The 17,527-nt window shown below is 68.1% G+C and carries 13 protein-coding genes; 4 read left to right on the top strand and 9 right to left on the bottom strand.

Annotated elements, in window-relative coordinates; all coding sequences use genetic code 11:
* Window positions 1-81 precede the first annotated feature (81 nt).
* The 6 genes from pstB to EDF33_RS00700 all read right to left on the bottom strand — a co-directional run bounded on the left by pstB (window position 82) and on the right by EDF33_RS00700 (window position 7,541).
* Window positions 82-861 (bottom strand): phosphate ABC transporter ATP-binding protein PstB, encoded by a 780-nt coding sequence (gene pstB / locus EDF33_RS00725; RefSeq protein WP_111085283.1) that lies wholly within the window; start codon window positions 859-861, stop codon window positions 82-84.
* A 34-nt stretch (window positions 862-895) separates the two neighbouring features.
* Complete coding sequence (gene pstA / locus EDF33_RS00720; RefSeq protein ID WP_131877513.1) at window positions 896-1,981, bottom strand: phosphate ABC transporter permease PstA; 1,086 nt, start codon at window positions 1,979-1,981, stop codon at window positions 896-898.
* A gap of 13 nt (window positions 1,982-1,994) precedes the next feature.
* Window positions 1,995-2,945 (bottom strand): phosphate ABC transporter permease subunit PstC, encoded by a 951-nt coding sequence (gene pstC, locus EDF33_RS00715; protein ID WP_111085280.1) that lies wholly within the window; start codon window positions 2,943-2,945, stop codon window positions 1,995-1,997.
* 172 nt (window positions 2,946-3,117) lie between these two features.
* Window positions 3,118-4,221, bottom strand: a complete 1,104-nt coding sequence (gene pstS / locus EDF33_RS00710) for a phosphate ABC transporter substrate-binding protein PstS (protein WP_123293275.1) — start codon at window positions 4,219-4,221, stop codon at window positions 3,118-3,120.
* Window positions 4,222-4,431: 210 nt separating this feature from the next.
* Complete coding sequence (locus EDF33_RS00705; RefSeq protein WP_132099076.1) at window positions 4,432-5,379, bottom strand: NUDIX domain-containing protein; 948 nt, start codon at window positions 5,377-5,379, stop codon at window positions 4,432-4,434.
* Window positions 5,376-7,541 carry an RNA degradosome polyphosphate kinase gene (locus EDF33_RS00700; protein WP_123293277.1) on the bottom strand — a complete coding sequence of 722 codons (2,166 nt, stop codon included), beginning with the start codon at window positions 7,539-7,541 and terminating at the stop codon, window positions 5,376-5,378. The genes EDF33_RS00705 and EDF33_RS00700 overlap by 4 nt, the downstream gene beginning before the upstream one ends.
* 207 nt (window positions 7,542-7,748) lie before the next feature.
* Between EDF33_RS00700 and EDF33_RS00695 the strand changes: the two genes are divergently transcribed.
* Together EDF33_RS00695 and EDF33_RS00690 are read left to right on the top strand one after the other, a co-directional pair.
* Complete coding sequence (locus EDF33_RS00695; RefSeq protein ID WP_027466625.1) at window positions 7,749-8,030, top strand: hypothetical protein; 282 nt, start codon at window positions 7,749-7,751, stop codon at window positions 8,028-8,030.
* Between the two features lie 106 nt (window positions 8,031-8,136).
* Window positions 8,137-13,530, top strand: a complete 5,394-nt coding sequence (locus tag EDF33_RS00690; protein ID WP_132099075.1) for a DUF6531 domain-containing protein — start codon at window positions 8,137-8,139, stop codon at window positions 13,528-13,530.
* A gap of 459 nt (window positions 13,531-13,989) precedes the next feature.
* On the opposite strand, the gene EDF33_RS00685 is transcribed toward EDF33_RS00690, so the two are convergent.
* Complete coding sequence (locus tag EDF33_RS00685; protein WP_132099074.1) at window positions 13,990-14,400, bottom strand: hypothetical protein; 411 nt, start codon at window positions 14,398-14,400, stop codon at window positions 13,990-13,992.
* Between the two features lie 19 nt (window positions 14,401-14,419).
* Between EDF33_RS00685 and EDF33_RS00680 the strand changes: the two genes are divergently transcribed.
* Window positions 14,420-14,962 carry an RHS repeat protein gene (locus tag EDF33_RS00680; RefSeq protein WP_132099073.1) on the top strand — a complete coding sequence of 181 codons (543 nt, stop codon included), beginning with the start codon at window positions 14,420-14,422 and terminating at the stop codon, window positions 14,960-14,962.
* A 959-nt stretch (window positions 14,963-15,921) separates the two neighbouring features.
* Complete coding sequence (locus EDF33_RS00675; protein WP_132099072.1) at window positions 15,922-16,362, top strand: hypothetical protein; 441 nt, start codon at window positions 15,922-15,924, stop codon at window positions 16,360-16,362.
* An 84-nt stretch (window positions 16,363-16,446) separates the two neighbouring features.
* Here the strand turns inward: EDF33_RS00675 and EDF33_RS00670 are convergent, their stop codons facing one another.
* The gene (locus EDF33_RS00670) at window positions 16,447-16,908 is read right to left on the bottom strand and encodes a hypothetical protein (protein WP_132099071.1); all 462 of its coding nucleotides are present in this window, start codon (window positions 16,906-16,908) and stop codon (window positions 16,447-16,449) included.
* A gap of 20 nt (window positions 16,909-16,928) precedes the next feature.
* Window positions 16,929-17,522 (bottom strand): hypothetical protein, encoded by a 594-nt coding sequence (locus tag EDF33_RS00665; RefSeq protein WP_132099070.1) that lies wholly within the window; start codon window positions 17,520-17,522, stop codon window positions 16,929-16,931.
* Window positions 17,523-17,527 lie beyond the last annotated feature (5 nt).

The raw sequence follows: 17,527 nt of genomic DNA, 5'->3' as shown, positions 1-17,527 counted from the left end.
ACCACGAAGGCCCGGTGCGCGTCCGTTGCGGACGTGCATCGGGCCTCCCGGTCGTCCGTCAGCACGACGGACGGACAGCGATCAACCGAAGCGACCCGAGACGTAGTCCTCGGTGGCCTGGACGGACGGGTTCGAGAACATCGTGGCGGTGTCGTCGAACTCGATGAGCTTGCCCGGCGCACCGGTGCCGGCGATGTTGAAGAACGCCGTCTTGTCGCTGACGCGCGAGGCCTGCTGCATGTTGTGCGTGACGATGACGATCGTGAACTCCTTCTTGAGCTCCTCGATCAGGTCCTCGATGGCCAGGGTGGAGATCGGGTCGAGCGCCGAGCAGGGCTCGTCCATCAGCAGGACGTCGGGCTGCACCGCGATGGCGCGGGCGATGCAGAGACGCTGCTGCTGCCCACCGGACAGGCCCATACCGGGCTTGTCGAGGCGGTCCTTGACCTCGTTCCACAGGTTCGCGCCCTGCAGGGAGCGCTCGACGATGTCGTCGGCCTCGGACTTCGAGACGCGCTTGTTGTTGAGCTTCACGCCCGCGAGCACGTTGTCCTTGATGGACATCGTCGGGAACGGGTTCGGACGCTGGAAGACCATGCCGACCTGGCGACGGACGAGCACCGGGTCGACCCCGGGGCCGTAAAGGTCGTCGCCGTCGATCTTGACCGAGCCCTCGACCCATGCGCCGGGGATGACCTCGTGCATGCGGTTCAGGGTGCGGAGGAAGGTGGACTTGCCGCAGCCGGACGGGCCGATGAAGGCGGTGACGGTGCGGGGCTCGATGGTGATGTCGACACCCTCGACCGCCTTGAACTTCGAGTAGTAGACGTTGAGGCCGTCGACCTCGATGCGCTTGGACACGTTGATCCTTCTGGTGGGTGGGGAAGTGGGTTCGCTAGCGCGAGAGCTTGGGGGCGAAGAGTCGGGTGACGAACCGGGCGAGCAGGTTGAGCGCCATCACGATGAGGATGAGCACCAGCGCGGCGGTCCAGGCACGGTCGATGAACGGCTGCGGGTTGGCGCCCTGCTGCGAGTACTGCGTGTACGCGTACACCGGCAGGGTCATCATCGGGTCCTTGAACAGGTCGTAGTTCATGCTCGCGGTGAAGCCGGCGGTGACGAGCAGCGGAGCCGTCTCGCCGATGACGCGGGCGATGGAGAGCATGACGCCGGTGGTGATGCCGGCGAGCGACGTGGGGAGGACGACCTTGAGGATCGTGAGGTACTTCGGCACCCCGAGGGCGTAGGACGCTTCGCGGAGCTCCATCGGCACGATCTTCAGCACCTCTTCGGTGGAGCGCACGACGATCGGGATCATCAGCACCGACAGGGCGACGGAGCCGACCAAGCCGAAGCGGGCACCAGGGCCGAGGAACAGCGCGAACAGCGAGTACGCGAACAGACCGGCGACGATCGAGGGGATGCCCGTCATGACGTCGACGAAGAACGTGATGCCCTTCGCCAGTGCACCGCGGCCGTACTCGACCAGGTAGATCGAGGTGAGCAGCCCGATCGGCACCGAGATGAGCGCCGCGAACAGGGTGATCTCGAGCGTGCCGACCAACGCGTGGATCGCGCCGCCGCCCTCGGAGATCACGCCGCGCATCGAGTACGAGAAGAAGTTCGCGTCGAAGCGGGCCAGGCCGTCGGCGATCACGGTCCAGAGCAGCGACACCAGCGGCAGGACCGCGATGACGAAGGCGGTGATGACGAGCGACGTGACCAGTCGGTTGACGGCCTGACGACCGCCCTCGACGATGCGCGAGACGACCACGATCAGGACGTCGAACAGGACGGTGCCGAGGAACAGGGCGGCGACGACGTTGAAGTCCTTGACCGCACCGCCGGCGTTGAGCAGGGCGAACACGGCCACCAGGGCGACCCAGCTGCCGACCAGCAGCAGCCACGGCACCGAGCGGTGCAGCTTGCCGTTGGCGTAGACGTTGCCGGCGGTGCCGGTGTGACGGAGCGCGAGGGACATCGGGTGCGACCTCTCAGCTGACCCGCGTGCGGACGATGTACCGCGCGAGCATGTTGATGACCAGGGTGATGACGAACAGGATCAGGCCCGTCGCGATCAGGGCGTTCAGGGCGGTCCCCGATGCCTCGGCGAACTGCAGCGCGATGTTCGCGGCGATCGTCGAGGGGTTCTGCGAGGTCAGCATCTGGAAGGTGACGTTCGTCGAGACCGACAGCACCAGGGCGATCGCCATCGTCTCGCCCAGGGCACGTCCGAGCCCGAGCATGATCGCGGAGACGATGCCGGACTTCGCGAACGGCAGCACGGACAGGCGGATCATCTCCCAGCGCGTCGCACCGAGGGCCAGGGCGGCTTCCTCGTTGAGCGTGGGCGCCTGCAGGAAGATCTCGCGCATGACGGCCGTCATGATCGGGATCGCCATCACGGCGAGGACGATCGACGCGGTCAGGATGGTACGGCCGGTGCCGGACACCTGGCCGGAGAAGAGCGGGAACCAGCCGAGGTACTCGTTCAGGAAGCCGTAGAACGGCTTCACGAACGGCGCCAGCACCACGATGCCCCAGAGGCCGTAGACGACCGACGGGACCGCGGCGAGCAGGTCGATGACGTAGCCGAGCACCGGCGCGAGGCGTCGCGGTGCGTAGTGCGAGATGAACAGGGCGATGCCGAGTGCGAGCGGGACCGCGATCACGAGCGCGATGAGCGCGGACCAGACGGTGCCGAAGACCAAGGGGCCGACGTAGTCCCAGAAGTTCGTGGCGTTGTTCGGCAGGTCGCCGACCTTGGCGGCGAACGCCGGGATGCTCTGCCAGACGAGGAACGCCGCGACGAGCACGAGCACGAAGAGGATGAGGCCGCCGGCGATCACCGAGGCAGCGGAGAACACCCGGTCACCGACGCGGACGACGGCCTTCGGCTTGGTCGGGGTGACGGTGGCCCCTGGCTGGGCCGGTGCGGTCGTCATGGGACTCCTGTCGGAGGAACGCCGGGGGAGGCGACGGGTTCGGGGATGGTGCGTGGTGCGTGGCGCTGGTCGGACGGGCGCTGGCGGTGGAGCCGGGCTGCTCGCGTCGCGACGAGCAAGGGCCCGGACGCCGGTCAGGTGGGTGGGACCGGCGTCCGGGCGCTTGGGGGTCTTACTTGATGGAGTCGACCGCGGCAGCGGCCTTGTCGGCCAGGTCGGACGACAGGGCGGCCGACTTGGCCTCCTTCGCCGCAGCGTCCTGGGCGTCGCCGGAGACGACGTAGTTCAGGAAGCCCTTGACCAGGTCGGCCTTGTCCGAGTCCTTGTACTCCTGGCACGCGATGGCGTAGGAGACGAGGACGAGCGGCCAGGCGCCGTCAGCGGTGTCCTTGCGGTCGATGTCGATCGCGAGGTCGTTGTCCTCGCGGCCGGTGGCGACCTTCGAGTCGGCGACGACCTGCGCGGCGCCGTCGGCCGAGATCTCGGTGGCCTTGTCGCCGACCATCAGCTTCGCCTTGTCGAGGTCACCCGCGCCGGAGTCGTCGATGTAGGTGATCGCGTTGGAGGCGCTGCCCATCGCGGAGGCGACACCGGAGGTGCCCTTCGCGCTGTCACCGACCGAGTACGGGAAGGTCTGGCTCGGCTCTTCGGTCCAGACGTCGCCGGCGTTCGCGGAGACGTACTCCGAGAAGTTCTGCGTGGTGCCCGAGTCGTCGGAGCGGTGCACGACCGTGATGTTCGCGTCCGGCAGGTCGACGCCGTCGTTCAGGTCGGCGATCTGCGAGTCGTTCCACTTGGTGATCTTGCCCGAGAAGATGCCCGCGATGGTCTTCGCGTCGAGGGTCAGGTCGCTGACGCCGTCGACCTTGTAGGCGATCGCGATCGGGGAGATGTAGACCGGGATGTCGATGGCCTTGGTGTCGGCCTTGCACAGGTCGAAGGAGCCCGAGAGCTCCTCGTCGTTCAGTGCTGCGTCGGAGCCGGCGAAGTCCGCGGCGCCCGAGATGAAGTTCTTGCGGCCGGCGCCCGAGCCGTCGGGCGAGTAGTTCACCGTGACGCCCTTGGCGACGTCCTGGAAACCGGCGGCCCAGGTGGCCTGCGCGGTCTGCTGGGCGGACGAGCCGGAGCCGGTCAGGGTGCCGGTGAGGCTCGAGGAGCCGGTGTTGCTCGAGGAGGACTCGGTGCTGCCCGCGTCCTCGTTCGCCGCGCACGAGGAGAGCACGACTGCGCCGGCGATCGCGATTGCTGCGATCGAACCGATTCGCTTGATGTTCACAGGGGTCCCTTCGGGGATGGGGTGCAGTGGGACCACTGCGGTCCCTGGGCCGGTGCCGACCCGGGAGCGACTGTAGGGACGCGAGGTGACGGGGATCACGCGCGTTGGTGAACGGAAGGTGAACGAGGGGTTGTGCCGACCGGGAGGCGCGGATCGCGTTCCGGGCGCGGCGGACGCCCGGTCCGTGGCCGGGTGCAGGGCGTGCGGTCGCTACTCCGGGATCGTGTTGCGGTGCGTCTCGACGGCGACGAGGGTCTCGCCGGCGATGTGCATCACCGAGAAGTCGCCGACCGAGAGCATCGCGGCGCGGCGGAGGTCGAACCGGCCGGAGTCGTCGGCGGTCGCGGTGGCGATCCGGGCGATGATGTCCGGCAGCACCGGCCCGTGCGAGCACAGCACCGCGGTCTTGCCCTTGTCGAGCCGGCGGCGGACGATGCCCTTGACGTCGGCGGCGCCGCGGTCGTGGGCGTCCTGGCTGATGTCGGGGGTGCTCGAGACGCCGAGCTTCGTGGTGGCGGACAGCGGTTCGACGGTGGCGAGGCACCGGGCCGCCGTGCTGCTCACGATCTTCTTCGGGCCGAACGCGGCGACGGGCGACGCGGCGGCCTTGGCCTGGGAACGACCGACGGGCAGGAGTGGACGGGTGGCGTCCGGGCCGTTCCAGTCGGAGCCGGGCACGGTCTTCGCGTGTCGCAGCGCGATCAGGGCGAACGTGCGGTGGTGGCCCGCGGCGGCGCGCTCGGCGAACCGGTCGAGGATCGCCACGTCGCGCTCGTACGTCAGACGGTTGCGGGCGTCGTCGATCGTGACCCACTCGAGAGCGGCGACCTCGTGGTTCGGGGTGAAGTCACCCGCGCGGGCGTACTCCTTCGACGAGACGCGGGCGGCCCAGTAGTGCACGACCTTGTCGCGGCCGTTCGGCAGCACGTACTCCGCAGTGCCGAGCGGGGCGCCGAGGTGCACGCGGTACCCGGTCTCCTCGTCGATCTCGCGCACGGCGGTCGTCGGGACGGCCTCGCCCGGGTCGACCTTGCCCTTGGGCAGGGAGACGTCCTTGTGGTGGTCGCGGTGGATGAGCAGCACGAGGGGCGTGCCGTCCTGTTCGCGCCAGACGACTGCGCCGGCGGCGAGGACGGGGCCCGAGGGACCGCCGCTCACCGAGTGGAGCGCTTCCGAGCCGAGATCTTCCGCATCGTCACATTCTGCACGTCTTCGAGCGGGCGACCGTCATCGTCGGTCGAGTGCCGCGTCCACTCACCGTCGGACTCGAGGTGCCACGAGCTCGCGGTGTCGGCCATCGCCAGGTCGAACATCGCGAGCACCTCGTCGATGTGGTCCGGAGCCGTCAGCCGGACGAGGGCCTCGACGCGGCGGTCGAGGTTGCGGTGCATCATGTCGGCGCTGCCGATGAACACCGCCGGGTCGCCGTCGTTGTGGAACGCGAACGCACGGGAGTGCTCGAGGTACCGCCCGACGATGCTCCGCACCCGGATGGTGTCGCTCACGCCCTCCATCCCCGGCTTGAGGGAGCAGATGCCGCGCACCCAGACGTCCACCGGCACGCCGGCCTGGCTGGCCAGGTACAGGGCGTCGATGATCTGCTCGTCGACCATCGAGTTGACCTTGATCCGGATGCCGGACGGCTTGCCGGCACGCGCGTTGTCGGACTCGGTCTGGATCCGCTTGAGTAGCCCCTTGCGCAGGTGCAACGGCGCGACGAGCAGCCGCTTGAACTTCTTCTCGATCGCGTAGCCGGACAGCTCGTTGAACAGGCGGGTCAGGTCCTTGCCCACGGTGTCGTCCGCGGTGAACAGGCCCATGTCCTCGTAGATGCGCGAGGTCTTCGGGTTGTAGTTGCCCGTGCCGATGTGGCTGTAGTGCTTGAGCGTGCCGCCCTCTTGCCGGATGACGAGCACGAGCTTCGAGTGCGTCTTCAGCCCGACCAGGCCGTAGACGACGTGCACGCCGGCCTTCTCGAGCTTGCGGGCCCACGTGATGTTGTTCTGCTCGTCGAAGCGCGCCTTGATCTCGACGAGCGCCAGGACCTGCTTGCCCGCGGCGGCCGCGTCGATCAGGGCCTCGACGATGGGGCTGTCACCCGAGGTGCGGTACAGCGTCTGCTTGATCGCGAGCACGTGCGGGTCGGCCGCGGCCTGCTCGAGGAACGCCTGCACGCTCGTCGCGAAGGACTCGTACGGGTGGTGCACGAGGACGTCGTTCGCCTTGATCGCACGGAACAGGTCGGGCTTCGTGTTCGGCTCACCGGGCTGGAACTGCACCGGGGTCGTCGGCACGTGCTTCGGGTAGTGCAGGTCCGGGCGGTTGATCTTCGAGAGCTCGAACAGGCCACCGAGGTCGAGCGGCGACGGCAGCCGGAAGACCTCCTGCTCGGTGATGTCGAGTTCGCGCACGAGCAGGTCGAGGGTCACCGGGTCCATGTCCTCGGTGATCTCGAGACGGATGGGCGGACCGAACCGGCGACGCAGCAGCTCGCGCTCGAGGGCCTGGATGAGGTTCTCGGCCTCGTCCTCCTCGATCTCGACGTCCTCGTTGCGGGTGACCCGGAACACGTGGTGCTCGAGCACCTCCATCCCCGGGAACAGGTCGTCGAGGTGGTTCGCGATGAGGTCTTCGAGGGGGATGAAGCGCATCCGGCCGGAGTTGTCGTCCGGCAGCTTGATGAAGCGGGAGAAGTTCTGCGGCACCTTGAGGCGCGCGAACTCCTGGCGCTGCGACTTCGGGTTGCGGACCCGGACGGCCAGGTTGAGCGAGAGCCCCGAGATGTAGGGGAACGGGTGCGCCGGGTCGACCGCCAGGGGCATGAGCACCGGGAAGATCTGCTCGTTGAAGTACTCGCGCATCCGGAGCCGGTCGGCCTCGTCCAGGTCGGACCAGTGCTCGACGTGGATGCCGGCGGCGTCGAGGTCGGGCTTGAGCGACCCGATGAACGCCTGGGCGTGCCGGTCCTGCAGCTCGTGTGCCTTCTTCGCGATGTCGCGCAGGACGTCGCTCGGGGCGCGGCCGACGTTGGTGGGCACGGCGATGCCGGTGTCGATGCGGCGCTTCAGGCCCGCGACCCGGACCATGAAGAACTCGTCGAGGTTGGACGCGAAGATCGCCAGGAAGTTCGCCCGCTCGAGCAGGGGCTGCGTGCGGTCCTCGCCCAGCTCGAGCACGCGCTGGTTGAAGCGGAGCCAGCTCAGCTCGCGGTCGAAGTAGCGGTCCGACGGCAGCGACTCGTGCTCGATCTCGACGACCTCGTCGAAGTCGTCGAGGTCGGGTGCGACGGATTCGCCGTCGAGCTGCGGTTCGGTGTCCATGTCCACATCCTGCCACCCGGGCACCAAGGCCGGAGGGGCTCCGGTGGACGCTGTGGAAACCCGCGGTGAACGGACTGTTTGTGGAGGAACGATCACGATATACGAACGGTGACATCTGCGCCGGATTGTGGGTATGGTGGGTTCCGTCAGAGCCTCCGGGGGGATTCCACTGCGCGGGGGTGCAGCTACGAATGAAAGAGGTTCATCATGTCGCGTGTCCTTTCGACCGAGCAGGCCAAGACCGCCATCCGTCAGGTGCAGTCGATCATCAACGGTGGGTTCACCGACCAGATCTCGCAGCTCGACGCCCAGGGCCGGATCCTGTCCGACTCCAACGTCTGGGACGGCCCGCTCGCGGCGACCTTCCGTGGGTCGACCTGGCCCGAGACCAAGGCCGCCCTCGACAAGGCGAAGACCGAGCTGGAGCAGCTCCGCACGCAGCTCGACAAGATCTCGCAGGACATCTTCACCGCGGGTGGCGGCGCGTAAGCAGCCGCTCGTTCCGCCCGGACCGTCGCGCTCGCGGCGGTCCGGGCGTTCGCGGTCGGTGGGGCCGCGTGACCAGCACGACCAGTACGACTTCGGGGGATGAACCATGGCTGACCTGCACGGCAACGATCCGGTCAAGTTCGACAACGGCACGGCTGACGCACTCAGCACGGCGCTGAACGGCGCGGCCGAGTCGATCGAGGGGCAGGCCGGCTCACGGCAGTCCTACGTCACCACCGCGTCGCAAGAGTTCCGCGGGCACTTCTCCGAGCTCTTCGCGCAGAACGCGTCGACGGCAGCGTCCGACGGTTCGACGATCGCCGCGAACCTCCGCACCGTCGCGGGGTGGGTCGACAAGATGAAGGCCGCTGCCGAGCGGGAGAACGCTCGTCGCAAGGAAGCCCGCGACTGGGAAGCGGAGTACGGCGACCGGAACTTCTTCGAGTGGGTGCACGACAAGGTCGCCGGGGCTCCCGTGCCGCCCACCGTCCACCACGAGGACGCACCGACCTTCGACCAGGCGACCGGACCGAGCACTCCGCGCCAGACGCCGAACCCCGGCTCCGGTGGCGGGGGCGGCGGTGGGACGTCGTCCGCCAAGCCCGCCGACCTCCGCTCGTTCGCCACCGGGTCGTCGACGCTGAACCAGTCCCTCGACGGCAAGCCGGCCGGTCTGCGCGGCAAGCTCACCGACTTCGCGTCGAAGTGCTCCTGGGGGCACATCGACGCGACGAGCCTGGTGAACGCCTTCGAGCAGTGGATCACCGCCAACGGCCAGGACGTCACCTGGGCGAACACCATCGCCGATGCATTCGCGGCCGCCGGCGGTGAAGGCGCCGTCTCCACGGTCTCGGACGCCGCGCTCGCCGCAGCCCTGGCTGCCGCGGGCGTCTCGCAGTCCCGCACCGACCTGCAGTTCGATCCGCCGTCGGCCTACGGGGCCCAGCCGACGACCGGCTACTCGATGGACCCGGTCAACACCACGACGGGCAACTTCCTCGAACCGGAGCTCGATCTCGGGTTCACCGGTGCGTCTGCAGCACTGCAGGTCACCCGCATGTACAACTCCCTCGACCAGCACGTCGGGCTCTTCGGTCCGGGGTGGGCGTCGATCCTCGAGACCCGGCTGCTCATCGACGACGAAGGCGCGTCGTTCGTCGGCGCCGACGGCCGCCAGGTCCGGTTCCCGCGCGACGGTGAGGGCTGGGCCCGAAGCGTCGGCGAGAACCGCTGGCTCGCGGCCGAGGGCGACCGGCTCGTCGTCCGCGACAACCAGGGCGAGCGCATCGAGTTCTCGCCGTCCGGGCAGTGGCTCGGACAGCGCGGTGGGGCCGGTACCGCGGTCCGCGTCGAACGGGACAGTGACGACGTCGTCGTGCGTCTGGTGCACGAGCGCGGTCGCTCGATCGACATCGACCACGTTGACGGCCGGGTGGCGGTGCTCCGCGCGTCCGACGGCCGCCGGGTCGAGTACGGGTACGACGACCGGGGCCGCCTCGTCACGGCGACCGATGCCGTCGGTACCCGGACCTACGGCTGGAACGACGACGACCTGATCACCACGGTCACCAGCGCGGCCGGTGTCGTCGAGGTCGACAACACCTACGACGACCAGCGCCGCGTCGTCGAGCAGGTCAGTCCGCACGGCCGAACAGTGCGGTTCGCGTACCTGCCCGGTCGTGTCACGGTGGTGTCCGACCACGACGGCTCGCGGTCGAACTCCTACATCGCCGATGCCAAGGGGCGCCTGGTCGGGGTCATCGACTCCGACGACCGCCGCCAGTCGATGAGCTACGACCGGTACGGCAACCTCGTGTCGGCGACCGAGCGCGACGGCTCGGTGACCGTCCACGCCTACGACGACCGCGGCCGGAAGACCCGCACCGTCACGCCGTCCGGCGGTGACCTGACCTACGGGTACGACGACCAGGACCGCGTGACGACGGTCGTCACCGAGGCCGCTGCCGTCGTGAGCTACGAGTACTCAGGCGACGACCGCGACCCGTCGGTCATCGTCGACCCGGTCGGCGGCCGGACGGAGCTGACCTGGCAGGACGGCTCCCTCACCCACGTCGTCGACCCGACCGGCGTGGTCCTGACACTTTCCCACGACGCGTTCGGTGAGCTCGTCTCGACCACCAACGCCGTCGGCGACACCGCTCGGATCGAGCGCGACGCCGCCGGTCACCCTGTCGCCGCGATCAGCCCCTCCGGCGCACGGAGCGAGTACCGCTACGACGCCGCCGGGCTCCTCGTCGAACGACGTGACGCCGACGGCGCGGCCTGGCGCTTCGAGTACGGCGCCGGCTCACGCATCGCAGCGGTCGTCGACCCGCTCGGCGCTCGGACGACGTTCGACTACGCCCCGAACGGCGAGCTCGCGACGACCACCGACCCGCTGGGTCGGCGTGTCTCGCGGACGTTCGACGACCAGGGGAACCTGGCGGAGCTCGCATTGCCGGGCGACGCGGTCTGGACGTTCGCGCACGACGCGTTGTCGCGCCTCCAGTCCGTCACCGACTCCGCGGGCGCGACCTGGCGTCGTGAGTACGACGTCGTCGGCGAGCTGACGGCGACCGTCGACCCGACGGGCGTCCGCCAGGAGTTCTCGGCCGACGTCGCGACGGGCGTCGCGATCCTGCGCGACGCCTTCGACACCGCGACCGTCCGGTTCGACGAGTACGGCCGACCCGTCGAGTCCACGTCTGACGAGACCGGTTCCGAACTCATCACCTACGACGCCGCCGGCCGACCCGTCGAACTCGTCGACGGCGAAGGCGGACTGACCCGACTCGAGCGCGACCTCGCCGGCCGTGTCGTCGCCTTGGTCGCCCCCTCGGGGGCGCGCTCGACCTACGAGTACGACGCCTGCGGTCGACCCACCGCGGCGACTGACGCCGCCGGGGCGCGGACGACGCTCGCCTACGACGCGGACTCCCGCGTCGTGGCCCGGACCCTGCCCACCGGCGAGGTCGAGGAGGTCACGTACGACGCCGTCGGACGTGTGGTCACGCAGACGACTCCGGGTTCCGGCACCGCGCGGTTCCGGTACGACCAGGCCGGGAGGCTCGTCTCCAGCCACGACGCACGCTTCGGCCGTCGTCGGTTCCGCTACGACCCCGCGGGGCAGCTGATCGAGGTCGTCAACGGTCTCGACGGGGTCGCCTCGTTCGAGTACGACGAGCGTGGGCGCCTGGCGACGATCACCGATCCTGCCGGCGGGACCACTCGACGCGAGTACGACGCCGCCGACCGTGTGGTCGCCGTCACCGACCCGCTCGACCGCACCACCACTGCGGCCTACGACCCGGCCGGGCGCCAGATCCGCCAGACGGATCCCGACGGCCGCACGACGGAGTGGACCCACGACGCGGCAGGCCGACCGCGGGCCGTGCTCGTCGACGGTGCGGTGCAGTCGGAGATCTCCCGTGACGCCGTCCACCGCACGGTCGTCGTGACGGACCACACCCGTGGTGCCGGTCGGACGATCGAGCACGAGCTCCAGCACGACCGCCGTGGCCTGCTCGTCCGCCGTGCCCGAGGCGACCAGTCCGTCGCGTGGGAGTACGACGCCGACGGCAACCGCACGGCTCGGGTCGACCCGAACGGCACCCGCACCACCTACCGTCGCGATGCCGTCGGCCGGGTGGTCGGGGTGGAACGGGACGGCGCCCCTGCCGGCACGTTCTCCTACGACGCCTCGGGTCGCATCGTCCAGGCGGCCACGGGCGAACTGGTGCAGTCGTGGTCGTACGAGGGTGGCGCACTCGTCGCGCACACCTCGACGACGCTCGACGGTGCCACCACCACGCGCATCGAGCGCGATGCCGACGCGCGGATCACCGCGATCGACGGACCGTCCGGAGTGGTGTCGTACGAGTACGACGCTGCCGGCCAGCTCGTCCGCGCCGGGGACTCGACGTGGGCCTACGACGACCGTGGGCGGCTCGTCGCCGAGACCGTCGACAATGTCGAGACGCGCCACGAGTACGACGCCGCCGGACAGATCATCGCGACGATCACCAAGGATGGCCGGACCGAGTACATCCACGACGGTCTCGGCCGACGCATCCGACGGACCGCCGCCGACGGTTCGACCACCGAGTACGCGTGGTCCGACCTGGGGTACCTCGCTGCCGTCGTCGACCGCGACGCCGCGTACGCCGAGACCGGTCGGCTCGACGTCTGGGTCAATGCCCTGGGTGAACTCGCCGAGGTGGCCGGGGTCGCGGCGTGGTGGGACTCCGCCGCGGTCGTGCCGTCACTCATCAGCATCGCCGACACGTCGCTGCTCGACCTGCCGGGGGGTGTCACCGCGATCGGCGATGTCGTCACGCGGCCCGCGTGGCGCAGTGCTCGCGCCACCGATGCTGCGGATCCGTGGGCCGCGCTCGCTGCCGTCACCGACGTCGGACTGCCCGCGGGGGTGGCACTGACCGGTTCCGGCGGGGTGTCCATCGCCGGGCTGGAGTGGCTCGGCGCCCGTGTGTACGACCCGGCGGCGCGGGGCTTCCTGTCGGTCGACCCACTCGCGCCGATCCTGGGTGCGGCGTGGTCGGGGAACCCCTACTCGTACGCCGGCAACGATCCGTTGCACGCCGTCGACCCGCTCGGGTTGCGGCCGGCGACGGACAAGGACTTGCAGGCGTACCGGGATGCGCACCAGGGGGCGATCGCGGCTGCCGGGAGCTGGTGGAACGACAACTGGGAGTACGTCGCCGCAGGTGCTGCGATTGGACTGGGTGTCGCGCTCATGTTCACCGGGGTCGGCGGCCCTGCTGGAATCGCGCTCATGGCTGCGTCTGGGGCGTTGCTCAGCGGGGGCGTCTCGGTGGCGTCGCAGAAAGCACAGACCGGAAAAGTAGATTGGGGCAGAGTCGGAGTCGACACTGCTGTGGGCGGCGTGCTCGGTGCAGCCGGTGGCGGAGCAATGATGTTCGGCAAGGCTGCCATGGCAGGCGCACCTGCAGGCCAAGCGGCGCGAGCCGTCGCGGTCAACATGGGTGTCAACGGAGGGGTCGGTGCTGTGAGTGGTGGTGTGACCAACCTTCAGAAGAACGGCTGGCAGATCCGCAACGGGTGGGAGTTTGCGGGGGACGTCGTCGGCGGTGGTGTGTCCGGTGCTGCCGGAGGAATGGCTGGTCCGGCCGGGGGCACGATCGCTAAGGAAATCGGGTACTCAGCGTCCGGAGCGCTCGCTCAGGGGACGTCCTTGGTGCTGAGTGGCGCATCAACGGCGGCCGGGACGGCAGTCAGTCAGGTGATCAGCGGGGACGGAGTGGATCTCGGCACTGTGGCGCAGAACGGAGCCACGGGTATGGCGGGCACGTACGTCAGCGGGAGGATCCTCCCGGGTCAGCACGGAGTGGATACCCTTGCGCAGATGCCCTACTTCCACCCGCGAACCCCCTCCGGCGCGTTCAACTTCTTCCAGAAGAACACGAGCACCTTGTGGGGATCGGCCGTCGGCGGTTCGGTCGTGGGAGGTCTCTTCGGATGACAGGTCGATCAGGCCGTCGATTGAGACCTTGGTTCGTAGACGCAGTTGCAGCCGTCGCTTGCCTTGGAATCGCCTGGTGGCGCTTGCGGAGTAGTCCCCAAGACATCGACGTCCCCGCGGCGATCATTGTCGGCGCCGTTGCTCTTGGCTACGGGGGTGCCGTCGGATGCTGGTCGAAGCTGAACGATCGCCGTCCGGTGGTACTGGCCTCGCTTATGGTGGTTGTGATCTTGGTCTTCATCGGCCTCGTCGGCGCTGCTCCCCCGATTGCGGGCCTTCAATGGTTGTGGCTTCTCACCACGTTCGCCGGTCTGATCAGTGGCGCGGCGGTCGGCGATCGCGTGAGCGTGCGGTTCCGGGGAACTGCGCAACCGAATATCGAACGTTGATCTATCCCGTTTGAGCTGCTAGGTGCAGACAAGTTCTGTTCGGCGCGCAGTCCCGCTGGGTAGCGGGTTATCACGCGCAGTCTCGTAACCAAGAACGCAGTCGCTCAACTTCGGCCGCCGTGAGCGTGTGTACGACGGACTCGACGTTCGGCGTGATGACGAGAGCGATTGCGTCGGCCGGAACGTTCTGTCGCGCCACATCGATGGGTGCACCTGTGCCCTGTTCTCCGCCGAAGAACAGGAATGCGATCGGAGTCGAATCAGACTCGATCTGCTGCACCCGACCGTTGACAAGGCTCGAGAGTTCTTCGCCACGAAAGACGGCGACGTCGCTGGCAATCTTCATTGTCACGATGAGCTGGAGGCGACGAGTCAAGCCGCGGGGTTCGGCGGAAGCTGTGATCCGAAGACCGCCGGAATCCGACGTCCACGGTGACGGCATCTGGATCGCTTCCGCCTTGGAGGCACGTTTTTCGAACATGCCGAAATGCTACTGACGTGTGCTGCTGGGCGGGCCGCCCGCGAGCAGGAAGGCCCTCGCAGACCCCGATGAACCGGTCAGATCGACGTCCAACGGAGACGGCTCCATCACCCTCGGCGCCGACGACCGTCCCCTTGAAGCCGACGACGGCGCGGGCGGACTGACCCGCCTCAGACCTGATCTCGCGGGCCATCCTGCTGAGGATCGTCCTTTCTGGCGTCGGACGACCCTTGCGACCGATCAATTGGGCCGCCGCATCTCGCGGACGTTCGACGACCAGGGGAACCTGGCGGAGCTCGCGGTGCTTGGCGGCGCGGTCCGGACGTTCGCGCACGACGCGTTGTCGCGCCTCCAGGGCGTCACCGACCCCGCTGGCGCGACGTCGCGGCGACCGTCGACCCGACGGGCGTCCGCCGGGAGTTTTTCTCGCGATGTCGCGACGGCCGAGACGATCCTCGTCAACGGTCTCGACGGGGCACCTCGTTCGAGTGCGACGAGCGCGGGCGCCTGGCGACAATCCCCATCAGATCGCGTTCACAACCTCACGGGGAACTACACCTAGAGCTTGCAGCATTCATTGCCAACCATTGCGCCAGGCGAGCTCCCTCGTGCCGATTGATCGGCGGTCGAGTTTCACTTCGAGGCCGCGTTCCTTTGGGAAGTCCGGCTGTCCAACCGTGGAGTTTGACTCGCTGAGCACGGCAAGCCAAAGGCGGATGAAGCTGGTCGGTTCTTAAAGGGCATCGGCGCGTTCTACGCGGGTGTTGGATTCGACACCTCTGATTGCGGCCGTCTGACCTACTCGAGGACAATCTCGTTCGATAATCGAGACGCTTTCACCGCTACAACCCTGCCCTCGGGCCGTACGTAATCGCCGTCGGCGCAGGTTCGTTCTGGGCGAGGGAGCACGCGCCGTGGCTGCGGCTGGACCCGGAGGTGTGCGACGTCAGCGAGCTTAGGCGAATTCGAGGTGCCTGTTCGGTGGGCACAGCTTGTGACAGGTACAGAGACCCTGGTGGCGCTGATCGTGCCGGATCAGGAGTTCCCGGCGGCTCAGTCTGATGGCAGACCGTCCATCCATCTCCGGGACGATTTCGGTTCAGCGCCGTGGAGCACCATGACCGGGTGTGGCAGGTCGCCGACGAGTAGCGCGAGCGCATCATCGGGAACACCTGCCGTCGCCGAACCCGCCGCGGAGGAACGGGCAGCGCTCCCTGGGAGGAAAAGGTAGGCCTCGGGCGACGAGAGCGACTCCGCGATCCCGTGCCGGCCGCTCGGGACAGCGCGCAGTTCTTCGAGCGCAGTGCGGCCATGCCGGCGGCGGACCTGATGCGGACAACGGGCTGCGACCCAGGGCCGAATCCCAATGGAAGCATCGTCCAGTCTGTAAAAACGTCCACTCCACGCCAGGCAGGAACAGCGGATTGAAGGATGCCATCAACGGTGCCGTGTCAGGTGCCGGCGGGCCTACGGTTGGTCTCCACAGCCGCTGATGCGGAACAACGAACATCGGAGTTGCAGTTGACGAGATCGACGCTCGAACGCACAGCGCAGAGAAGGCTCGTGCGCAGGAGGCGGATTCTTGCTTCCATCGTGCTGGCGTTCGTTGTCTTGGTTCCGCTGCTCGGCTTCTTCATCGGACCGATAACTTTGAAGGCGTACGACGCCGGACATCGTGTCGAGCCGATCTGCACAGTCAGCTCGGCGCACAGCAGCATCGATTCGTCTCGTTCGTTGAAGGGCGTTGGGTCGTCGATATCTCAAGTCGTGTTCGAGACGTCTGACTGTGGAACGCTCGTGCTGCAGAGGGGTGTCACGCGCGACAACGAGGACGACATCGCCCGAGGTGTCGACGAGGGCGGGCGATACAGATTCGACGTGGGAGAGGGGTCCTACAACATGCGGGGATTCCTGAACGGAATCCGCCAAGCCGTCTACGTGAAGAGCTTCGAACCCGCTTGACCTCTCCGCGCGCTTCCGGCGCCGGTGATCGGGGATCGGACGGCGTTCCCCGGGTGCTGATGTCACCCGGTCGAAGGGCGGCGCTCAGCAGCCGGTGTTGAGCCCGGTTCCCACCGGGCTCGAGTTCTTGCTCGCTGGTATCCGTCCCTGGGCCGGGATGTACGTCACGTTGTAGGTCGACATCGCGACTGGGTCCGCGTCCTTGCTCGGGCGGTACTCCACGCAGACTGTTCCGCTGATGGAGGTCGACCTCTTCGTGATCTCCCACGTCCCGAGACGGTGGTGCTCGCCGAGCGGGTTCGCTTGCAAGTAGTCCTCGCTGTCCGCATCCAGCTCGCCTGCTGCGATGGACTCGAGCATGGAGTTGGCGGCGGCCTCGGCATCGGACGTGAGCCCTGGCAAGGTCGCCTTCCGTTGTGCCTGCGACATGTCTGGTTCCGTCTTCTGTGCAGGGGCGGGGTCGATGTTGCCCCCGCTGCAGCCGGTGATCGCCACCAGAATCGCTGCTCCGAAGGCGAGGGCGCTGGTCGAACGGCGGGTGTTCATCGTCTTGTGCTCCTTGTGTGTCATCGCCCGAAGACCTGCACGAATTCGTTCCACTGCGCCGGCGCACGCTGCTCGAGCCATCCACACAGTTCGGGGTAGGCCGCATCGATGGAGATGACGCTGATGACGCCGCGCTGCCCGTTCACCTTGATGTCCAGGCCGCCGAACCGGTTGGTGGTGGGCCGGATGTGCTTGATCGCCGCCGGGTCGACGGTCCGCGGGGCGCGGAACATCGGGGTGACCACCAGCTGCGAGTCGTACGCCTCGACGCGACGGCGCTTCTGGCCGACGCCGAGGTAGACGAACAACAGCCCGAACAGCACCATGCCGACGCCGGCAATGAGCATCCCGATCGCGTCGGGGTCGTCAAGCATGCTGAGTGTGGCCAGGAAGAAGAACCCGCCGACGGCGATGAACACGATCCCGATGATCCGGAGCAGCAGGTAGTTCCACCGGCGTGCGCGGACGGTGAAGAGCACGCCGTACGCCTCGTCGCCGACGACGGTGGACGGTGGTCGCTTGCGATCGCTGCGGCGGACGAGCGCGCTGACGGCGGCCGGGATCGCGATCATCGCGAGCAGCGCGATGAGGACCGGCGAGAGGTTGAGTGTCACCGATC

Source organism: Curtobacterium sp. PhB146 (assembly GCF_004342995.1).
Classification (GTDB): domain Bacteria; phylum Actinomycetota; class Actinomycetes; order Actinomycetales; family Microbacteriaceae; genus Curtobacterium.
This window is presented reverse-complemented; position numbering and strand designations above follow the sequence as displayed.